The following is a 21272-nucleotide window of genomic DNA, read 5'->3' on the forward strand; positions in this document are numbered from 1 at the left end:
GGCTGCTGTTTTTTTATGGATCAAGTTTTACCTTCCTTTGCTTTTTCTCTTGATCCGGCCTTTTCATCACAATGATGAGAGCCAGGATGCAGCAAAGGAAGCCGGCTGCACAGCCTATGATAGAGCTGTAATAATAAAAATCCACCAGCTTCATACCGACAAAAGGAGCGGAAATTCCCCCAACTGTTAATAGAACAACTGCCTTACGTCTGAAAAAATTCATCAGCAAACGGAACAACTCCCTGCGATTTAACTCTCCTCTCAGTATACAAGATGACCGGCAGGAAATAAAATGATGGAAAACGGAAAGTCGCCGTGAAAGGCAAACACCCGTAAAACCTGTTACAATATATAAAGAACAATGCATGGCAAAAGGCAGGGAGGAACAAGAAATGAATAGAATACAACGCGTCTCTTCATGGCTGAAGGAAGCGGGGCATACTGCCGCATTTATTCATACGAAAGAAAATGTATTTTACTTAACCGGTTTTTATACAGAGCCGCATGAACGTGTAATGGGTTTGTTTATCTTTCAAGAGGAGGAGCCATTTTTCGTTTGTCCGGGAATGGAGGCAGACCAGGCCCGAAATGCCGGATGGAATCACGAAATTATTGGCTATGCCGATCACGAAAATCCATGGGAGCTCATTGAAAAAGCACTCAAAAAACGAAATGTCAGCATACATACGCTTGCCGTAGAAAAGGATTCAATCTCGCTTTCGCGTGCCGAACAACTGAAGCATTCAGCTGGAGGGGCTCAATTTGTATCAGCAGAAGAAACACTTAACCAGTTTCGTCTGATGAAAGACGAGCATGAAATTAAATTGCTGAAAGAGGCGGCGAAGCTTGCCGATTTTGGTGTTGAAGTCGGAACAGCTGCTTTGCGTGAAGGCATCAGTGAGGTGGAAGTTCTCGCTCAGATTGAGTATGAGTTGAAGAAAAAAGGAATTCAGGGCATGTCTTTCTCGACAATGGTGCTATTCGGGAAAAAATCAGGTCAGCCTCACGGAAACCCGGGAACAGCCACATTAAAGAAAGGCGATTTTGTCTTGTTTGACCTGGGTGTTATTATGGACGGCTATTGCTCTGATATCACGCGAACCTTTGCTTACAAAACAATCAATCCGAAGCAGGAAGAAATGTACGAGACGGTGCTCCAAGCGGAAAAAGCCGCGATAGAAGCAAGCAAACCAGGCGTGAGAATCGGAGATCTGGACTTAACTGCCCGCGGAATCATTGAAAAAGCCGGATACGGAGAATATTTCCCTCACCGGCTGGGCCATGGTCTCGGCATTTCAGTGCATGAGTACCCGTCAATGAGCAAAGCCAATGACACGCTGCTGCAGGAAGGAATGGTTTACACAATCGAACCGGGCATTTATGTGCCGGATGTTGGCGGCGTACGCATTGAAGATGACGTTCACGTAACAAAAGACGGGGCGGTTGCGCTTACTCAATATCCGAAGGAATTAACGATATTGCCGTAACAGGCAGAGATAAAAAAGGACTTTGTTCTCGACATCGTCCTTTTTTATCTGTTTTAAATAAAAAAATCATCAAACGTCCGAAATGGTTTCACTTCATGTTTTTGATTGAGCGGTCTTACAGCCAGGCAGCTTCCGCCCAGAACGGCCAGACATAATCCAATTAAAATGAAGAAACCCATTTATATCTTCTCCTTTCAGCAAAAAAACATCTAATCTGTCGGTACGTTCTTATCGTATTGTATGAAACGCATTCCAGATCAAGGGAAATCAGAAAGAAGGGAATTTATGGCTAATATTAAAGACATTGCAGACAAAGCCGGTGTCTCCGTTACGACGGTTTCCAGAGTCATAAACAATCATCCTTATGTAAGTGAAGAGAAAAGAAAAAGAGTGCTTGAAGCAATGGAAGTGTTGGAGTACACAAGAAATGTCCACGCTGTGCATTTGTCGAAGGGGTTTTCAAACATGATCGGTGTTGTGATGCCGACGATCGGCCTTCCTTATTTTGCGGAACTGATGGCGGGAATCTCAGACGCTGCCGCAGAATCAGGTATTCACCTCTCTTTATTCCAGACAAATTATGACGTGAAGAAAGAAATCTTTGCGCTGTCCCAATTAAAACAGCGCCAGGTTGACGGTTTGATTTTTTGCTCGAAGGCGCTGTCTGATGACAAGCTCAAGGAGTGGGAAGGGCCGATATTGCTTTGTCAGAATTCAAACAAGGGCGGGTTTTCCACAATCAGCATTCCTCATCAAGCCGCATTCCGGGACGGACTCGACTATTTAATCGCCAAAGGGCACAAAAAAATAGCGATTTGCTTAGCGAGAAAAAAAGGCATGAACAGTCATTTTCGCATCAAAGCATATAAAGAAGCATTGGAAGAGATCGGAGAAACATTCAATGAAGAATGGGTGATTGAGAAAGCGATTACAATGAACGATGGAAAAGCGCTTTTTCATAAATGGAACAACTGGAGAGAAAGGCCGACGGCTATTTTTGTCGCGAATGACCAGGTATCGGCAGGGCTTTTACTCGAAGCGAAAGCTCAGAAAGTGTCTGTTCCGGATGAACTTGCGATCTTAAGCTTTGATAACCATGAAATCAGCCAATTGCTTGGGATATCAACTATCGATATTCAAGCGAAGGAAATGGGCAAGCAGGCGTTTTCCATGCTGGAAAAAAGGATTCAAGGTCAGCCGATTGAAAGCAGAGTTCTTGATTACCGTCTCATTGAAAGATCGACTGTTTAGTGAAAGCATGAAAAAAGGTTTGACGCGCATTCCGTTCGTTATGTACGATATGAGGTATTGAATGACAAAGGAGCTGAGGATCGTGAATGGGTCCTTTACAGTGAAAAAGGTACTGAATAATAACGTATTAATTGCTTCTCATCATAAATACAGTGAAGTAGTTTTGATCGGAAAAGGAATTGGTTTCGGAAAAAAACAAGATGATGTGATTGAAGATAAAGGGTACGATAAAATGTTCATTTTAAAGGACGAAAAGGAACAGAAGCAGTTTAAAAAGCTCCTCGACTATGTTGATGAAAAGCTCGTTGATATTTCAAACGATGTCATATACCATATCAGCAATCGGACAAACCGCTCACTAAATGAACATATTCATATTGCACTGACTGACCATATTGCATTTGCAATCAAAAGGCAGCAGCAGGGCTTTGATATGAAAAATCCTTTTTTAATGGAGACGCAGTCACTTTATCCGGATGAATATCAGATTGCCAAAGAAGTCATTGATATGATCAATGAAAAAGCGGGCATCTGCCTTCCGGAAGGAGAGATCGGTTTTATCGCCCTGCATATTCATTCAGCCCTGACGAATCGCCCGCTGTCCGAAGTCAATAAGCACTCTCAGCTGATGGCGCAGCTTGTAGAGGTGATTGAAGACTCGTTTCAAATGAAAGTAAATAAGGAAAGCGTCAACTATTTACGGCTTATCCGGCACATCAGATTTACGATAGAAAGAATTAAAAAAGAGGAACCGACTAAAGAACCAGAAAAATTAATGTTGTTATTGAAAAATGAATATCCGCTATGCTACAATACAGCTTGGAAATTGATTAAAATCTTGCAGCAAACATTGAAGAAACCAGTTCATGAGGCGGAAGCGGTTTATCTCACGCTTCATCTGTACCGATTAACCAATAAAATTTCATAAATTCAGTTTATCCTTTAAAAACGTGTTACTGATCCGATCAGGCATGAGTGATTGAGGGGAAAAAACGGGAAGGTCATTCTCGTTCTTTTGCGCACCCTATTTTGCTCATGCCTTTTTTGTTGTGTAAAAGGGCAAATGTAAACGGTTAAACTGGAAGACTTACGCCTGTGAATTCGTTGTCATGATTTTTAGCTGTAAGGTCAGACTAGTAAAAAGAGGAGGTCAATTCTTATGTTTAAAGCATTATTCGGCGTTCTCCAAAAAATCGGGCGTGCGCTTATGCTTCCAGTTGCGATTCTTCCTGCGGCGGGTATTTTGCTTGCGATCGGGAATGCAATGCAAAACAAGGACATGATTCAAGTCCTGCATTTCCTAAGCAATGACAATGTTCAGCTCGTAGCGGGTGTGATGGAAAGCGCTGGGCAGATTGTTTTCGATAACCTTCCGCTTCTTTTCGCAGTAGGTGTAGCCATCGGGCTTGCCAACGGAGATGGAGTTGCCGGGATAGCAGCAATTATCGGTTATCTGGTGATGAACGTATCCATGAGTGCGGTTCTTCTTGCAAACGGAACCATTCCTTCCGATTCAATCGAAAGAGCCAAGTTCTTCACGGAAAACCACCCGGCATATGTAAACATGCTCGGCATACCTACCTTGGCGACAGGGGTATTCGGCGGTATTATCGTCGGTGTGCTGGCAGCATTGTTGTTTAACAAATTTTATACAATTGAATTGCCGCAATATCTTGGTTTCTTTGCGGGTAAACGTTTCGTACCGATTATTACGTCAATTTCCGCACTGATTCTGGGTCTTATTATGTTAGTGATCTGGCCTCCGATCCAGCATGGATTGAATGCTTTTTCAACTGGATTAGTGGAAGCGAATCCAACCCTAGCTGCATTTATCTTCGGGGTCATTGAACGGTCGCTTATTCCATTTGGTCTGCATCATATTTTCTACTCGCCGTTCTGGTATGAATTCTTCAGCTACAAAAGTGCAGCCGGAGAGATCATCCGCGGGGATCAGCGCATCTTTATGGCGCAGATTAAAGACGGCGTACAATTAACAGCAGGTACGTTCATGACAGGTAAATATCCATTTATGATGTTTGGTCTTCCTGCTGCGGCACTTGCGATTTATCATGAAGCAAAACCGCAAAACAAAAAGCTTGTTGCAGGTATTATGGGTTCAGCAGCACTGACATCCTTCCTGACAGGGATCACAGAGCCATTGGAATTCTCATTCCTATTCGTTGCCCCTGTCCTATTTGCGATTCACTGTTTGTTTGCAGGGCTTTCATTCATGGTCATGCAGCTGTTGAATGTTAAGATTGGTATGACATTCTCCGGCGGTTTAATTGACTACTTCCTTTTCGGCATTTTACCGAACCGGACGGCATGGTGGCTTGTCATCCCTGTTGGTTTAGGGATTGCGGTTATTTACTACTTCGGATTCCGATTTGCGATCCGCAAATTTAATCTGAAAACACCAGGCCGTGAGGATGCTTCAGCTGAAACAGCAGCATCCGGGAAAACAGGAGAAGCAGGCGACCTTCCTTACGAGATCCTGCAGGCAATGGGTGACCAGGAAAACATCAAACACCTTGATGCTTGTATCACTCGTCTTCGTGTGACAGTAAACGATCAGAAAAAGGTTGATAAAGACCGTCTGAAGCAGCTTGGCGCCTCCGGGGTTCTGGAAGTGGGCAACAATATTCAGGCGATTTTCGGACCGCGTTCTGACGGATTAAAAACACAAATGCAGGACATCATCGCGGGACGCAAACCAAGACCTGAACCGAAAACATCCGCTGAGGAAGAATTAGGGCAGCAGGTTGAGGAAGTCATTGCAGAACCGCTGCAAAATGAAATTGGCGAGGAAGTCTTTGTTTCTCCCATTGCTGGAGAAATTCACCCGATTACTGATGTTCCTGACCAAGTCTTCTCAGGAAAAATGATGGGTGACGGCTTTGCGATCCTTCCTTCTGAAGGCATCGTCGTTTCTCCGGTACGAGGAAAAATATTAAATGTTTTCCCGACAAAACATGCAATCGGCCTGCAATCCGACGGTGGAAAAGAAATTTTGATCCACTTCGGCATTGATACGGTCAGCCTCAAGGGCGAAGGGTTTACGTCTTTCGTATCAGAAGGGGACCGCGTTGAGCCTGGACAAAAGCTTCTTGAAGTTGATTTGGACGCAGTAAAACCGAATGTACCATCTCTCATGACACCGATCGTATTTACGAACCTTGCTGAAGGAGAAACAGTCAGCATTAAGGCAAGCGGATCAGTTAACAGAGAGCAAGAAGACATTGTGAAGATTGAAAAATAAGGGTATATAGTACGCTGTGCTTGTCAGATGACAAGTACGGCTGTATGATATAATATTGTGAAGTAATATAGCTTTAAGTTAAAAGGAGAATGATAAAAATGGCACAAAAAACATTCAAAGTAACTGCAGATTCTGGAATTCACGCTCGTCCTGCAACAGTTCTTGTACAAACTGCAAGCAAATACGACGCTGACGTTAATTTGGAATATAACGGCAAAACTGTAAACCTTAAATCAATCATGGGTGTTATGTCTCTTGGAATCGCTAAAGGCGCTGAAATCACAATTTCTGCTGCTGGCGCTGACGAAAACGATGCTCTTAACGCTTTAGAAGAAACAATGAAAAGCGAAGGACTCGGCGAGTAATGCAAGAATTAAAAGGGATTGGTGCTTCAGCCGGCATCGCGATTGCAAAAGCGTACCGGCTTGAAGAGCCAGATTTAACGGTTGAAAAGAAAAACATCTCTGATTCTGAAGCGGAAGTAAGCCGTTTTGATGAAGCGATTGCACGTTCTAAAGAAGAGCTCGAAAAAATCAAAGAGCATGCTTTGAAAGAACTGGGTCAGGATAAAGCTGATATTTTTTCTGCTCACCTTTTAGTTCTCAGTGACCCTGAGCTTCTGAATCCTGTGAAAGAAAAAATCAGCTCTGATTCTGTAAACGCTGAATTCGCTTTAAAAGAAACGTCTTCTATGTTCGTTACCATGTTTGAATCTATGGATAATGAATACATGAAAGAGCGTGCGGCAGATATCCGCGACGTAACAAAACGCGTAACGGGCCACCTGCTTGGCGTTGAAATTCCAAACCCAAGCATGATTTCAGAAGAAGTTATTATTGTAGCTGAAGACTTAACACCGTCTGACACGGCTCAATTAAACCGTGAGTTCGTAAAAGGATTCACAACTGATATCGGCGGACGCACATCTCACTCTGCCATCATGGCGCGTTCTCTTGAGATTCCTGCAGTTGTCGGAACGAAAGCGGCTACAGGCACGATCCAAAACGGCGTGACTGTTATCGTTGACGGTATTAATGGCGATGTCATTATCGATCCTTCTGCGGAAACTGTAAAAGAGTATGAAGAAAAACATAACGCTTATTTAGCTCAAAAAGCTGAGTGGGCGAAGCTGGTCAATGAACCGACTGTATCAAAAGACGGCCATCATGTAGAGCTTGCAGCGAATATCGGTACTCCTGATGATGTGAAGGGTGTTCTTGAAAACGGCGGAGAAGCAGTTGGTCTTTACCGTACAGAATTCCTTTACATGGGAAGAGATCAGCTGCCTACAGAAGATGAGCAGTTTGACGCTTACAAAACGGTTCTTGAGCGTATGGAAGGAAAATCAGTTGTCGTTCGGACACTTGATATCGGCGGAGACAAAGAGCTTCCTTACCTGCAGCTTCCTAAAGAAATGAACCCGTTCTTGGGCTACAGAGCAATTCGTCTTTGCCTTGAAGAGCAAGAAATCTTCAGAACACAGCTTCGCGCGCTGCTTCGTGCAAGTACATACGGAAACTTGAAAATCATGTTCCCTATGATTGCGACAGTTAACGAATTCAAAGAAGCGAAAGCGATCCTTCTTGAAGAGAAAGAAAAGCTTGTCAAAGCGGGACAAACTGTATCTGACGACATCGAAGTCGGTATGATGGTTGAGATTCCGTCAACTGCAGTTATCGCTGATCAGTTTGCTAAAGAAGTTGACTTCTTCAGTATCGGAACAAATGATTTGATCCAATACACAATGGCAGCTGACCGTATGAATGAACGTGTAGCTTACCTGTATCAGCCATACAACCCTGCAATCCTTCGCTTAATTACACTTGTAATTGAAGCGGCACATAAAGAAGGAAAATGGGTCGGCATGTGCGGAGAAATGGCAGGAGATGAAATTGCGATTCCGATTCTTCTTGGCTTAGGCTTAGATGAGTTCTCAATGAGCGCAACTTCTATCCTTCCGGCAAGAACACAAATCAGCAAATTGTCTAAACAAGAAGCTGAGTCATTCAAAGAGAAAATCTTATCTATGAGCACGACAGAAGAAGTTGTCGCGTTCGTAAAAGAAACATTCAAGTAATTCACAAAAACCAGACGGCCTCCGGCCTGTCTGGTTTTTTTCATAATCAGGGATGCAGCGGGGCACAATAACATGGCTAGGAGGGATAGAATGTCAAACGAATTTAACGCAGGAGATACAGTCTACGTCATCTACAGAAATCCGCACGCCGCCAATGTTGCTCATATAAAGGAAGCTGAAATTGTGCATCACCCATACCATGAGGGTGAGCTTTCCCTGTTTATATTTGAAACCTATCATCCGTTTGCTGAGGATGATGCTGTTTTTGCAAGCTATGAAGAAGCAAAAACACTTTACAAAGAATTATTTGATATCGATCCGTACGAGTAACAAGGAAAACATTACAACTCATATCCTTTCCGCCTTATGAGAAAAGTAACGGTAGAAAAGGAAAAGGATGTGGCACCATGCAGAACCCATTTGTTCCGCAGCTCGTTTATATTGAACCGAGAGCAATGGAATATCCATTGGCACAGGAATTACATGATAAATTTGAAAAAATGGGCATCGAAATCAGAGAAACGACGTCCCATAACCAAGTGCGCAATATTCCTGGTAAAAACCATCTTCAGCAATACCGTAATGCAAAATCAACTTTAGTAATCGGTGTCCGAAAAACATTAAAGTTTGATTCTTCAAAACCGTCAGCTGAATATGCGATCCCGTTTGCGACAGGCTGTATGGGGCATTGCCATTACTGCTATTTACAAACCACAATGGGAACAAAACCTTATATCAGAACCTATGTAAATGTCGAAGAAATCTTGGACCAGGCGGATCAGTATATGAAAGAACGTGCACCGGAGTTTACAAGGTTTGAAGCTTCATGTACCTCGGATATTGTGGGCATCGACCATTTGACACATACGCTCAAGCACGCCATTGAACATTTTGGACAGAGTGAGCTTGGCAAGCTCAGATTTGTCACGAAGTTTCACCATGTTGATCACCTTTTGGATGCGAAACATAACGGGAAAACAAGATTCAGATTCAGCATAAATGCTGATTATGTGATTAAGAATTTTGAGCCGGGAACTTCTCCTCTCGATAAACGGATTGAAGCGGCTGTAAAAGTAGCGAAAGCAGGCTACCCGCTAGGCTTTATTGTTGCGCCGATTTACATCCATGAAGGCTGGGAGGAAGGATACAGACATCTGTTTGAAAAACTTGATGCCGCTTTGCCGCAAGATGTCAGACATGATATTACCTTTGAATTGATTCAGCATCGATTTACGAAGCCGGCGAAACGAGTCATTGAGAAGAATTATCCAAAAACAAAGCTTGAGTTAGATGAAGAAAAGCGGCGCTATAAATGGGGACGCTACGGGATCGGAAAATATATTTATCAGAAAGATGAAGAGCATGTGCTTCGGGAAACGCTTGAATCTTATATCGATACGTATTTTCCTAATGCAAAAATTGAATATTTCACGTAAACGGGCTGTCAGCTTTACAGCTCGTTTTTTCATAAAAAGGGATTTTTCCACTCCATCAAAACCCCGTAATTCAAGGATTCTTCATCGTCCAAATAATTGCTGACGATGCAGAGCGGTGAACGGCCGCAATGGAGGAGAAATGACAGTACAGGATCTTTCTTTTTTCCTTCTATAACATCCTCTACATATTGTGAAGCACTGATCTTATGGGCGCACTTATGATAAAAAGGAATACGTCCGCCGCCGAGTAACCGTTCCATTCGCTTTTCAACGGCTAATTCATACATCGTATTCATCAGCCATTTCCCTATTCCAAGCTTCCGGTAATGCGGTGAAACCGAAATATCAACTACATATAACGTATTTGCCTGCGGATCATGACATGTAATATAGCCGTTATCTGTTGTCTCCGCCCATGTATGCTCGGGAGCATCAGGATCAAATTGCACGATAAGGGAAGTCATCGAACCGACGATTTCACCATTAACCAGCGCGCATAAGGCGCCTTCCGGAAAGGTGTTGATATGGCTGTCAAGCTGTTCTTCTGACCACAGCAATTCCTGCGGAAATGGAGGGGGGAAACACTCTTTCTGCAGAGAAAGCAATCCCTCAATGTCTGTTCTTGAATAATTTCTGATCGTCAGCCGCTCAAATTTAATGCCATTATGGACATACATCTGTTTAAAAATGACAATCACTCTCCTTGTGCTGTTTATTATATCGTAATCCAAACTGCTGAAACACAATCAGTTTGAATTTTCAGTAAATATCTTGTAATTTCATTATAATTTATTTTATGTTTATTCATTTTTTGGGTGAAAAGGCCGATATAGAAAATAGGAGGGGATTGGTTTGTTTAAAAAACTTCACATGAAGATTGCTGTTTTCGTTTCTATCATGTTAATCGTCACAGTTGTTCTTTTGATGCTTTCTTCTTACCTGACGTTAAAACCGATGATTACAGAGGATGGGAAAAACACGACACAAAACGTAACAAACTCGCTTGAACAAAATATCGAACTGCAATTAAAGAGTTATGACATTTCGCTGTTAAGATTGGCAAATGGAGAGTTAACACGTGCGTTTGTGACAAATTCAAGTAAAGAAGCTGCCAGGCTGTTTAATGATGACATTAAACAAATTAAAGAAAACGATGATTATGTGGCGATGGCCTATATAGGCACCGCAAAAAAAGAAATGTTTACATATCCGAAAGCAGAATTTGCAGAAGATTATGATCCGGTTTCTAGACCATGGTATAAGCGCGCGGCTGAAACACCGGATAAAGTCGTCTGGACGGAACCCTATAAAGATGTCGTGACGGGAGAAATGATCGTCACAGCCTCAAAAGCAGTTCTTGACGGGCAGAAGGTGATAGGCGTTGCCAGTTATGATCTGAAACTTTCTTCCATCCAGACCATGGTAAATAAGCAAAAGGTGCCATACAATGGCTTTGCTTTTTTAGCTGATGCAAGCGGCAATCTTTTAGCACATCCGTCAAACCAAGGAACAAATATCTCCAAGGACCAAACATTAAAAACCATTGCATCTGACAAAAACGGGATACAAGATGCAAAGGGAAAAATGATTGTGTATCAAACGGTTGGAGAAACGGGATGGAAAGTCGGAACACAATTTGACACAAATCAATTAATGTGGATTTCAGATAAAATGAATCGGGCGAACCTTTTCATCTCACTCATCGCGCTGGCGGTGACGATTATTCTCAGCTACTTCCTCGCCAAAACAATAACCGGGCCGATCCAGCAGCTGATTGCAAAAACAAAGGCCGTCTCTGCAGGCGATTTGACAGTGCATGCAGAGTCAAAGACCAAGGATGAAGTCGGCATGTTAACAAGAGACTTTAATCAGATGGTTGAAAACATGAAGGAAATGGTGGAACAAGTCAGACATTCTTCAGGAAAAGTGTCTGACACCTCTGAACAATTAACAGCTGTCTCCGCTGAAACCAATGAAACGAGTGGACAAATTGCGAAAGCGATCGAAGAAGTGGCAGCAGGGGCAACGGAACAGGCTTCAGAAGTTGAGACCATTAACGAAAAATCAGAAAACCTGTCTGCTAAAATCAGACGAATTGCTGATCAGGCAGGCGGCATGAAAGCACGTTCAAAATCCTCAGAGGATGCAAGCTATAAAGGGCTTGACGCGCTCGGCCAGCTGCTGATGAAATCAAACGAAGCCAATACGGAAACAAAGAAAGTCGAAACGATGCTGCTGGATTTGGAAAATCAAACGAAGAATATTGAAGAAGTGGTTACTGCGATTTCAAATATTTCGGATCAAACCAATTTACTTGCCTTAAATGCCAGTATTGAAGCAGCCAGAGCCGGTGAAAGCGGACGCGGATTTGCAGTCGTGGCTGAAGAGGTGCGGAAGCTTGCCGAGCAGTCAGCGCTTTCCACCAAGCATATCAGTGAGACAGTGAAGCTGATTCAGCTTGAAACAAAAGAGGCTTCCCATGCAATGGTTGAAGCAAGTAAAATGAATGATGAACAAAACAGCGCAATTCATGAGACTGGTGAAGTATTAAACACCATCACCGCGGAAATGCAGTCACTTGTTCAAGGTATTGATCAAATTTACGAAGAAATACAAAGAATGAGTGAAGAACAGTTTGCCATTTCTGAAGCGATTCAAAGTATCTCAGCTATATCACAGGAATCGGCTGCTGCAGCGGAGGAAGTCAACGCCTCAACCGATGAACAGCTGATCACGCTTGAGAAAGTCAAACACTCAACTGATACATTAAAACATGCAAGCCAAGAGCTTATGAACGCTATTGCTAAATTTACATTATAATCATCATTGGATACCCAGGACTTTTTCAAGTTTTGGGTTTTTTTATTTTTTAGACTCTACTATATGATTACTAGATATGGTAGTCTAGAAAATGATAAATTTTAACTAAATGAAATCTAACGTCTGGGGGAATTTTCTTGAAAAAAACAGTCGGTTTTATCGGTCTTGGAGTAATGGGAAACAGTATGGCTTCACATATCCTTAAAGATGGACATCACGTATTGGTGTATACCCGGACAAAAGCAAAAGCGGACAGCATACTGGAAAAAGGCGCGGTGTGGAAAGACACTGTAAAAGATCTATCGAAAGAAGCAGATATCATTATTACAATGGTAGGCTATCCCAGTGATGTAGAAGAAGTGTATTTCGGCAGCAGCGGAATTATTGAAAATGCTAAAAAAGGCGCGTATCTCATTGATATGACGACTTCCAAACCGTCATTAGCCAAAAAAATTGCGGAGACAGCCAAAGAAAAATCATTATTTGCCTTAGACGCACCTGTTTCAGGAGGTGACATTGGCGCGCAAAACGGAACACTGGCGATTATGGTCGGAGGAGAAAAAGAAGCGTTTGAAGCTTGCCTGCCCATCTTCACTTTAATGGGAGAGAATATTCAATATCAAGGGTCGGCAGGAAGCGGACAGCACACAAAGATGTGTAATCAAATCGCGATTGCAGCAGGTATGATCGGTGTAGCCGAAGCGATGGCTTATGCCCAAAAATCAGGCCTTCAGCCGGAAAATGTCCTGAAGAGCATTACAACTGGAGCGGCAGGAAGCTGGTCATTATCAAATCTCGCCCCGCGTATGCTGAAAGGTGATTTCGAGCCAGGATTTTATGTAAAGCATTTTATCAAAGATATGGGAATTGCTTTAGAGGAAGCTGAATTAATGGGTGAAGAAATGCCAGGCTTGTCGCTTGCGAAATCATTATATGACCAACTTGCCGCACAAGGAGAAGAAAACAGCGGGACCCAAAGTATATATAAGCTTTGGGTGAAATAAAAAGAGATTGCCTGTCCAAAACAGGCAATCTCTTTTTTATTATTTTCCGATGAATTGCTGTGTCCAGTAGCTGCCGGATTCAACATAACCGACACCGATGTGTGTGAAGTTAGGGTTAAGAATGTTTTTTCTGTGGCCCTCACTGTTCATCCAAGCTTTTACTACTTCTTCAGGTGTTTTTTGTCCTTTAGCAATGTTTTCACCAGCTGTTTTGTAGCTGATTCCGAAAGATTTCATCATATCAAACGGTGAGCCGTAAGTTGGGCTTTGGTGATCAAAATAGTTCTTGTCTTTCATATCCTGTGATTTTGCATGTGCAGATTTGCTTAATGTTTCATCAATTTGTAGCGGTTTTAAACCTTGTTTTTGTCTTTCTGCATTTGTCAGCTCAACAACTTTTTTCTCATATGCACTTACAGATGAAGGTGCAGCTGTTGTTGTATTATTGCTTGTTTTTTCAGGAGTAGCCGGTGCTTTAGCAGCAGTGCTTTTATCAGCAGCGGCTTTTTCAGGAGCCTTTTGGGCTGGCTTTGCAGCTTCCGGCTTTTGAACATCCTGAATCTTCATGTTGGATTGTTTCGCGTGCTTTTGAAGAAGCTTCTCGAGATCTTTTTCGTTAGCCGCGTTTAGTGTTTTTATATTTGTTTTAATATGTAGCTTTTTCACTACATCCTTAAGTGTAAGGTTTTGCACTGTGTTCCCCGTTTTGACCGTTACCACAGGCTGGCAGGAGAGTTCTTTCGCTGATGCTTGCTGTACGCCTCCGAATGTGAATAATCCCACCGCAGCGGCAGCTGATAAAATAAATGCTTTTTTCATTAGTTCGTAACCTCCTAGAGTTGTTTGTTTTCTACAAAAAAATCATAACATAGCTTTTTTGTCATAAAGAATCCATCACTTTCCTTTGACAAATGGCGATTGTCATTTTTGTAATCAAAACGCGCTGAACCGCTGATGGCAAGCGAGTAACGCGTATGTAGTGACTTTATCTCACAGTTACATAGCTTCCTATTTTTTGAATCGTTAGTTATATTTTAATGTATTTCAATATTGACAACTTTTTTTATCTCTTTTCGCTGTAACAACTATTACAAAGGTGTTACAATTAAAAACAGTATATGTAAATATATTGAATGATTTGAGAGGGGTAACCAGAAGTGACTGAAATAGGACGTGAACCAAAGAAAAAGCGCAAAGGAAACAGAGCAATCAGAATGAATCTGTATTTCCTAGCGGTCTTTGTTCTATTTACTGCATTAATCTTTAAGCTTGGCGTTGTTCAAATTGTCGAAGGCGAACAGCATGAAGAAAACGCTGAGAAAGCTAATGCGAAGACAGCGTATTACCCAGCGCCTCGGGGGAAGATGTATGACAGAAACGAGAAAGTGGCTGTTGATAACCAGAGCGTGCCGGAAATTGTGTATGTCTCAACATCAAGCACAAAAACAGAGGACAAAATCAAAACAGCTAAACGGCTTGCCGCTTTGATCGATATTGATACCGAATTTTTAAAGGATAGAGATTTACGTGATTACTGGCTCGCTTCTCATCCAAAAAAAGCTCTCGGCCTGTTAAAGGAATCTGAAAGCAATCTGAAGGGGACACAGGCTTACAAGCTTCAAGTTGAACGCGTCCCGGCTGAAGAATTGAAGGCCATCCAGCGGGATGACGAAGAAATGCAAACCGCGGCCATATACACAAGATTTTCAAGCGGGAATGCGTATGAACCTCAGATTGTAAAAGCGATGGACCCAAATGACAGCAACGGCAACGGCAAAAATGGATCATTGCTTGATGAAAAGAAAAACTCCTCGCAAAGACCGAAAAATGATTTAACATATGATGAAATTTCTATTGTGTCTGAGCATTTAGAAGAGCTGCCGGGGATAGATGTCGTAAACGATTGGACACGAAAATACCCTTATGACAAAACACTTTATTCCGTTTTTGGAGGTGTCACAACACCTGATCAAGGGCTGCTCAGCGACCGGAAAGACTTTTATGTTACGAGAGGCTATGCGAGTAATGACAGAGTCGGCAAAAGTTATTTGGAGTATCAATATGAGGACTATTTAAATTCTCATAAAGAAAAAGTGGAATACGTGGAAGACAATAAAGGAAATGTCGTCAGCCAGAAAACAATCGACAAAGGCAGCAGGGGCTATGATCTTCGGCTTTCATTTGACATGGAGCTGCAGGCAAAGGTAGAAAAGATTGTGGAAGAAGAAGTGAGAAATAGCCGCGCACGCGGAAACTATATGCTTGACCGGGCCTTTGTTGTGATGATGGATCCGAATAACGGCGATATTTTGTCGATGGCAGGAAAAAAGATAGATTTAGAAACAAATAAGATTCAAGATTATGCGATCGGTGCTTTTACAACCCAATATGAAATGGGATCAGCAGTAAAGGGTGCAACCGTTCTCGCGGGCTATCAGGATGGGATTCCGCATTATAAATATTTCCATGATGCACCGATGTATTTAGGAACGAACCTCATAAAAAAATCTTACACAAATATGGGAACCATCAATGAATTAACGGCTTTGCAAAAAAGTTCAAACGTATATATGTTTAATGTTGCTATGCATATAGCTGGGGTAACGTATAAGCCGCGTGGACCGCTTCCTGCTGATCAGAAGGATCTGCTCAAAATGAGAAATTACTACAGCCAGTTTGGCCTTGGAGTCAAGACTGGTGTTGACCTGCCGCAGGAATCTGCAGGAATGCAAACGACACCTGATGTTGTAGGGGGCTTAATTTTAGACTTGGCAATTGGTCAATATGATACATATACACCGCTTCAGATGGCGCAGTACATTTCTGTGATTGCAAACGGAGGGTACCGTGTACAGCCTAGAATCGTCACAAGCATACATGAGCCAGGCAAAAAAGATGAACTCGGTAAGGCAATCGAGCAAAGGAAACCTAAAGTGCTGAATAAGATCAATAATTCCCAAAGTGATTTGCAGCAAGTGCAAACAGGTATGAAATTAGTAACCTCTTCAGGAACAGCTAAAAATACTTTTACAGAAGATGTATCGGGAAAAACTGGAACAGCAGAAACATTTTATTACGGCACAAATCGGAATTGGTGGGGGAAAAAAACGTATAACTTAACATTTGTCGGTTATTATCCGTCAAAAAAACCTAAGGTCGCCTTTAGTGTCGTTGTGCCGTCAGTAGATGATGACGATAAAATCAATAAAATTATCGCCAAAAGAGCCATACACGCTTACGCAGAGCTCGAAAAGAAAAATAGCAAAAAATAAAAAACAGGGTGCACATCTGACAGATTGTGTGCCCTTTCTTTTACTCAAAAATTAGAGATCACTATAAGAATAGAAGGAGAATACTCATTTTCTAGCGAATCATACTAGGTAAAAGTCAATCTGTAAATGTCGAACATGATGATCATGCAAAGGAGGGATTCTGTGGAACAGGATACGCAGTATGTTAAGCCATTTCAAACGAAAACCGATATTCATGCAGTCTTGGCTTCTAATGGACGCATCATTTATATATCAGCCAACTCCAAACTGTATCTGGGTTATCTCCAGGGAGAAATGATCGGATCATTCCTCAAGACATTTCTGCATGAGGAAGACCAATTTTTAGTTGAAAGCTATTTTTATAATGAACATCATCTGATGCCGTGCACCTTTCGTTTCATTAAAAAAGATCATACGATTGTATGGGTGGAGGCTGCAGTAGAAATTGTGACGACGAGAGCTGAGCGGACGGAACGGGAAATCATTTTGAAAATGAAGATTCTCGAAGAAGAGTCCGGGCATCAGCCTCTTAACTGCGAAAAACATGAAATTGAGCCTGAGAACCCGGAATCAACTACATATATAACGGATGATTATGAGCGGCTAGTTGAAAATCTTCCAAGCCCGCTATGCATCAGTGTCAGCGGCAAAATCGTCTATGTAAACAGCGCGATGCTTTCCATGCTGGGAGCAAAAAGCAAGGATGCTGTTATTGGCAAATGGTCCTATGAATTTATTGAGGAAGAGTATCATGATATCGTGAAAAACAGAATTATACGAATGCAAAAAGGAATAGAAGTCGGAATGATTGAACAGACGTGGAAAAGGCTTGATGGCACACCTGTTCATTTAGAAGTGAAAGCGTCCCCGACCGTCTACAAAAACCAGCAGGCTGAACTGCTTCTGCTAATCGATATCTCTTCAAGGAAAAAATTCCAAACCATCCTGCAAAAAAGCCGTGAACGATATCAGCTGCTGATTCAAAATTCAATCGATACTATTGCTGTGATTCATAATGGGAAATGGGTGTTTATGAATGAGTCGGGAATTTCGCTGTTTGAAGCGGCGACCTATGAGGATTTAATCGGCAAAAATATATACGATCAGCTCCACCCTTGCGATCATGAGGACGTGAAAGAGAGAATCCAAAACATTGCCGAGCAAAAAACAGAATCGGAAATCGTTAAACAATCATGGTTTACCTTTCAGAACAGGGTCATCTACACGGAGATGGTCTGCATTCCGACGACCTTTTTCGGTGAAGCGGCTGTCCAAGTCATTCTGCGTGATATTTCTGAGAGAAAACAAACAGAGGAACTCATGCTTAAATCAGAAAAGTTATCTATCGCAGGACAGCTCGCAGCGGGAATCGCGCATGAGATCCGCAATCCGCTGACCGCGATCAAAGGGTTTTTACAGCTGATGAAACCGACGATGGAAGGAAATGAACATTATTTTGACATTGTATTCTCTGAGCTCAGCCGAATTGAATTAATACTCAGTGAACTGCTGATGCTGGCGAAGCCCCAGCAGAATGCCGTGAAAGAGCATTTGAACTTAAAAAAACTAATTGGTGAAGTCTCTGCGCTGCTGGAAACCCAGGCGAATTTAAACGGGATTTTCATCAGAACCCGTTATGAGAAAGACAGCATTTATATAAACGGGGACCAAAATCAGCTGAAGCAGGTATTCATTAATTTAATAAAAAATGCAGTAGAATCTATGCCTGACGGAGGCACTGTAGACATTATCGTAACAGAGGATAAGCATTCTGTTCATGTTACCGTCAAGGACGAAGGGGAGGGCATACCTGAAAAGGTGCTCAACCGTATTGGAGAACCATTTTTAACGACAAAAGAAAAGGGAACGGGACTCGGGCTGATGGTAACATTTAATATCATTGAGAATCATCAAGGCGTTATCCATGTAGACAGCCAGCCGGATAAAGGCACAGCGTTTAAAATCTCATTTCCAAAAAATAAAACAACGGCTTAAACGCCGTTGTTTATATCGTCTGCATCGATTCCCTTTTCTTTAGTACAAATAATTCTAAACGATCTAATCCTTCTCTTAATGTGTCCAGCGAGTATGCAAAAGACAGCCTTACATATCCTTCACCAAACGCTGAGAACGAGCTGCCGGGCACAAGCGCCACACCAGCATCCTCCAAAAGAGCCATACTAAAGTCAAACGAAGACATCCCAAAGGATTTAATAGAAGGAAAAATATAAAATGCGCCAGACGGTTTTACGACATCAAGACCCATAGACACGAGGCGGTCATACACATAATCGAGCCGTTTTTTGTACTGCTCTCTCATAATCAGGGCGTCGTCAAATCCGTTAGTCACAGCTTCAAGCGCTGCCTTCTGAGAAATAGAGGACGCACATGACACATTGTATTGATGAACCTTTAAAATGTGTTTTGCTATGTCTTTCGGAGCGAATAAAAATCCGATTCTCCATCCCGTCATGCTGTGGGACTTTGACAAGCCGTTAATGACAATGGTTTGATCCCGCAAATGTGTTGCAATCGAATGGTGCGGTCTGTCATATGTTAATTCGCTGTATATTTCGTCTGACAATACGAAGACATTTCTGCCTTTTAATAGAGCCGCGATGCTTTTCAGCTCTTCTTCAGATAATGTCACACCGGTAGGGTTTGACGGATAAGGAAGTACGACACACTTGGTATTGGGAGTCAGAGCTTCTTCAATCAGCCGGGCTGTGAGTTTAAACCCGTGAGACGTCGTGTCAACAATGACAGGCTTGGCACCGCATAAATTGATGATAGGTTCATAACCCGGGTATATCGGACCTGGCATAATGACTTCATCGCCGGGAGACAGAATGGTGCGGAAAGCTGCATCAATGGCTTGGCTCGCTCCCGTTGTGATCATTATTTCACTTTCAGCTTCATAGTTGAAGTCCGCTTTTTTCTTCATATAAAGCTGAACAGCTTGTCTCAATTCCAGGTAGCCGGCATTTGGAGTGTATGACGTAACATTGTCATCAATGGCTTTTTTTGCGGCAGCTTTCACATGATGCGGCGTGAAAAAATCAGGCTGGCCGATCGTAAGTGAAATGACATTTTCGTGTTGAGATACAAGATTTGAGAATTTGCGTATTCCTGAAATTTCAATTTCTCTGGCTTTCGGATTCAGCAAATGTTCCATAATTCATCACCTTAATATATATAATGAGTTTCTCCTATTTTACCACTAGCTGGCCATTTGTCACCTTTTTAACCTATATATTTCGATTGTATGCGCCTATTTACTAAACATACCTTCCTTCTCAGAAAAAAAGAAGACAACCAGCGATTTGATTGTCTTTATTGTATCATGTTCTATTATTGTTTATATGTGCCAATTTCATCAATAACCATAGTCAAAATGAAGGTCTTCGTGCCAAATCATGTACGGGGGATGCTCTTCTTGAAGATCAGCAGATTCTTTCTTCATATGAAGATAAGTCTCTTCACTGATATCCTCTAAAACAGTCATTTCATTTTCTTTAAATATTACTAAAGTACCCATTATTTACACCCTTCTTTGGAAAAATCCTTGACTATTTTATCACTGTCAGTTGGAAAGTCAATGGTGATTAGGAAAAAAGTTTCTTTTTTTAAGGTTATCAGCATAACTGTCGCCAGAATAGGATTTTGAATAGCCTCACCATTCATTTTTTATAATTTTCGCCGATATATACAGTACAATACTGAATGCGAATAGCGAGGGATTGAATTGTCGTTACAACAATACGAAATTTTATTGGATTCTGGTACAAATGAATTAGAAATTGTGAAGTTTGGCGTTGGTGGCAATGCTTTCGGCATTAACGTCATGAAAGTAAGAGAGATTATTCAGCCTGTCGAGGTCACATCAGTGCCTCACTCCCACCAGCATGTAGAAGGAATGATTAAACTAAGAGGAGAAATTCTCCCAGTCATCAGCCTGTTTTCCTTTTTCGGGGTGGAGCCTGAGGGATCAAAAGACGAGAAGTATATCGTAACCGAATTTAATAAGCGAAAAATTGTTTTCCATGTCGGGTCTGTTTCTCAAATTCATAGAGTTTCATGGGAAGCGATTGAAAAACCGACTTCCTTAAATCAAGGAATGGAGCGGCACCTCACAGGGATTATCAAACTGGAAGAAACGATGATCTTTTTGCCTGATTATGAAAAAATCATCTATGATATCGAATCAGACTCAGGTGTTGATACGTACAATATGCATACCGAGGGCTTTGATGAAAGAAGAACTGATAAAAAGCTTATCATTGTAGAAGACTCACCGCTTCTGATGCGTCTCTTAAAAGATGAATTAACCGAAGCCGGATACAACAATATTACAGCGTTTGAGAATGGAAAAGACGCATATGACTATATCATGAACCTTACCGAAAGCGGCAATGATTTAACAGAACAAATCGATATGATCATCAGTGATATTGAAATGCCGAAAATGGACGGACACAGGCTGACAAAGCTGCTTAAAGACAATCCGAAGAGTTCTGATGTGCCGATTATGATTTTCTCATCATTAATTACAGATGATTTGCGTCACCGGGGAGAAGTGGTCGGCGCCGATGAGCAAATCAGCAAGCCGGAAATCAGCGATCTGATTAAAAAAGTGGATACGTATGTGATCGATTAATAAAAAAAA

19 protein-coding genes are annotated in these 21272 nt (G+C 42.0%); 13 read left to right on the forward strand and 6 right to left on the reverse strand.

Translation table 11 applies throughout. From position 1 onward, the window contains the following. Positions 1-13 precede the first annotated feature (13 nt). A complete protein-coding gene (locus NSS75_RS07790; RefSeq protein ID WP_024121191.1) occupies positions 14-229 on the reverse strand; it encodes a hypothetical protein in 216 nt (71 codons plus the stop codon). Between the two features lie 163 nt (positions 230-392). Here NSS75_RS07790 and papB point away from each other — a divergent pair, with 163 nt between their 5' ends. Next, positions 393-1487, forward strand: coding sequence for a di/tri-peptidase (papB, locus tag NSS75_RS07795; protein ID WP_101860656.1), 1095 nt, complete (start codon positions 393-395; stop codon positions 1485-1487). Positions 1488-1540: 53 nt separating this feature from the next. Here the strand turns inward: papB and NSS75_RS07800 are convergent, their stop codons facing one another. Beyond that, positions 1541-1666 carry a hypothetical protein gene (locus tag NSS75_RS07800; protein ID WP_010334030.1) on the reverse strand — a complete coding sequence of 42 codons (126 nt, stop codon included), beginning with the start codon at positions 1664-1666 and terminating at the stop codon, positions 1541-1543. A 106-nt stretch (positions 1667-1772) separates the two neighbouring features. Between NSS75_RS07800 and NSS75_RS07805 the strand changes: the two genes are divergently transcribed. From NSS75_RS07805 to splB, 7 genes are all read left to right on the forward strand, one after another. After that, positions 1773-2738 (forward strand): LacI family DNA-binding transcriptional regulator, encoded by a 966-nt coding sequence (locus NSS75_RS07805; protein WP_339236855.1) that lies wholly within the window; start codon positions 1773-1775, stop codon positions 2736-2738. A gap of 61 nt (positions 2739-2799) precedes the next feature. Beyond that, positions 2800-3666, forward strand: coding sequence for a ptsGHI operon transcription antiterminator GlcT (gene glcT, locus NSS75_RS07810; protein WP_038954190.1), 867 nt, complete (start codon positions 2800-2802; stop codon positions 3664-3666). 231 nt (positions 3667-3897) lie between these two features. Next, positions 3898-5997, forward strand: coding sequence for a PTS glucose transporter subunit IIABC (gene ptsG, locus NSS75_RS07815; protein ID WP_339236858.1), 2100 nt, complete (start codon positions 3898-3900; stop codon positions 5995-5997). 98 nt (positions 5998-6095) lie between these two features. After that, positions 6096-6362: a phosphocarrier protein HPr gene (locus tag NSS75_RS07820; protein WP_010334034.1), complete on the forward strand. Its 267-nt coding sequence runs from the start codon at positions 6096-6098 to the stop codon at positions 6360-6362. Then, positions 6362-8074, forward strand: coding sequence for a phosphoenolpyruvate--protein phosphotransferase (gene ptsP / locus NSS75_RS07825; protein WP_024121196.1), 1713 nt, complete (start codon positions 6362-6364; stop codon positions 8072-8074). Before NSS75_RS07820 ends, ptsP begins: the two co-directional genes overlap by 1 nt. Positions 8075-8164: 90 nt before the next feature. Further along, positions 8165-8404, forward strand: a complete 240-nt coding sequence (gene splA / locus NSS75_RS07830) for a splAB operon transcriptional regulator SplA (RefSeq protein WP_044156104.1) — start codon at positions 8165-8167, stop codon at positions 8402-8404. A gap of 77 nt (positions 8405-8481) precedes the next feature. Then, entirely contained in the window at positions 8482-9510 is a 1029-nt protein-coding gene (gene splB, locus NSS75_RS07835) for a spore photoproduct lyase (protein WP_024121198.1), read from the forward strand. Between the two features lie 29 nt (positions 9511-9539). On the opposite strand, the gene NSS75_RS07840 is transcribed toward splB, so the two are convergent. Further along, a complete protein-coding gene (locus NSS75_RS07840) occupies positions 9540-10205 on the reverse strand; it encodes a GNAT family N-acetyltransferase (protein WP_339237591.1) in 666 nt (221 codons plus the stop codon). A 157-nt stretch (positions 10206-10362) separates the two neighbouring features. Here NSS75_RS07840 and NSS75_RS07845 point away from each other — a divergent pair, with 157 nt between their 5' ends. Beyond that, complete coding sequence (locus tag NSS75_RS07845) at positions 10363-12330, forward strand: methyl-accepting chemotaxis protein (RefSeq protein WP_095714838.1); 1968 nt, start codon at positions 10363-10365, stop codon at positions 12328-12330. Positions 12331-12467: 137 nt separating this feature from the next. Further along, a complete protein-coding gene (locus NSS75_RS07850) occupies positions 12468-13334 on the forward strand; it encodes an NAD(P)-dependent oxidoreductase (protein ID WP_339236861.1) in 867 nt (288 codons plus the stop codon). A 39-nt stretch (positions 13335-13373) separates the two neighbouring features. On the opposite strand, the gene NSS75_RS07855 is transcribed toward NSS75_RS07850, so the two are convergent. Further along, positions 13374-14153 (reverse strand): CAP domain-containing protein, encoded by a 780-nt coding sequence (locus tag NSS75_RS07855; RefSeq protein ID WP_024121205.1) that lies wholly within the window; start codon positions 14151-14153, stop codon positions 13374-13376. A gap of 338 nt (positions 14154-14491) precedes the next feature. On the opposite strand from NSS75_RS07855, the gene NSS75_RS07860 reads away from it, so the two are divergent. Together NSS75_RS07860 and kinA are read left to right on the forward strand one after the other, a co-directional pair. After that, positions 14492-16606 (forward strand): penicillin-binding protein 2, encoded by a 2115-nt coding sequence (locus NSS75_RS07860; protein WP_142396192.1) that lies wholly within the window; start codon positions 14492-14494, stop codon positions 16604-16606. 162 nt (positions 16607-16768) lie between these two features. Further along, a complete protein-coding gene (kinA, locus tag NSS75_RS07865) occupies positions 16769-18601 on the forward strand; it encodes a sporulation histidine kinase KinA (protein WP_268498103.1) in 1833 nt (610 codons plus the stop codon). 10 nt (positions 18602-18611) lie between these two features. On the opposite strand, the gene NSS75_RS07870 is transcribed toward kinA, so the two are convergent. Further along, complete coding sequence (locus NSS75_RS07870) at positions 18612-19781, reverse strand: aminotransferase A (protein ID WP_024121208.1); 1170 nt, start codon at positions 19779-19781, stop codon at positions 18612-18614. 201 nt (positions 19782-19982) lie between these two features. Continuing rightward, positions 19983-20144 (reverse strand): hypothetical protein, encoded by a 162-nt coding sequence (locus NSS75_RS07875; RefSeq protein WP_003238943.1) that lies wholly within the window; start codon positions 20142-20144, stop codon positions 19983-19985. A gap of 207 nt (positions 20145-20351) precedes the next feature. Here NSS75_RS07875 and cheV point away from each other — a divergent pair, with 207 nt between their 5' ends. Further along, positions 20352-21263 carry a chemotaxis protein CheV gene (gene cheV, locus NSS75_RS07880; protein WP_024121210.1) on the forward strand — a complete coding sequence of 304 codons (912 nt, stop codon included), beginning with the start codon at positions 20352-20354 and terminating at the stop codon, positions 21261-21263. Positions 21264-21272 lie beyond the last annotated feature (9 nt).

The sequence above is a fragment of the Bacillus sp. FSL K6-1012 genome (genome assembly GCF_037964915.1).
GTDB classification, from domain to species: Bacteria; Bacillota; Bacilli; order Bacillales; family Bacillaceae; genus Bacillus; species Bacillus halotolerans.

Bases quoted from the DNA above. Each gene is read 5' to 3' on its own strand.
- papB (WP_101860656.1), top strand. From the start codon at position 393: ATGAATAGAATACAACGCGTCTCTTCATGGCTGAAGGAAGCGGGGCAT.
- NSS75_RS07800 (WP_010334030.1), bottom strand. From the start codon at position 1,666: ATGGGTTTCTTCATTTTAATTGGATTATGTCTGGCCGTTCTGGGCGGA.
- NSS75_RS07805 (WP_339236855.1), top strand. From the start codon at position 1,773: ATGGCTAATATTAAAGACATTGCAGACAAAGCCGGTGTCTCCGTTACG.
- glcT (WP_038954190.1), top strand. From the start codon at position 2,800: ATGACAAAGGAGCTGAGGATCGTGAATGGGTCCTTTACAGTGAAAAAG.
- ptsG (WP_339236858.1), top strand. From the start codon at position 3,898: ATGTTTAAAGCATTATTCGGCGTTCTCCAAAAAATCGGGCGTGCGCTT.
- NSS75_RS07820 (WP_010334034.1), top strand. From the start codon at position 6,096: ATGGCACAAAAAACATTCAAAGTAACTGCAGATTCTGGAATTCACGCT.
- ptsP (WP_024121196.1), top strand. From the start codon at position 6,362: ATGCAAGAATTAAAAGGGATTGGTGCTTCAGCCGGCATCGCGATTGCA.
- splA (WP_044156104.1), top strand. From the start codon at position 8,165: ATGTCAAACGAATTTAACGCAGGAGATACAGTCTACGTCATCTACAGA.
- splB (WP_024121198.1), top strand. From the start codon at position 8,482: ATGCAGAACCCATTTGTTCCGCAGCTCGTTTATATTGAACCGAGAGCA.
- NSS75_RS07855 (WP_024121205.1), bottom strand. From the start codon at position 14,153: ATGAAAAAAGCATTTATTTTATCAGCTGCCGCTGCGGTGGGATTATTC.
- NSS75_RS07870 (WP_024121208.1), bottom strand. From the start codon at position 19,781: ATGGAACATTTGCTGAATCCGAAAGCCAGAGAAATTGAAATTTCAGGA.
- NSS75_RS07875 (WP_003238943.1), bottom strand. From the start codon at position 20,144: ATGGGTACTTTAGTAATATTTAAAGAAAATGAAATGACTGTTTTAGAG.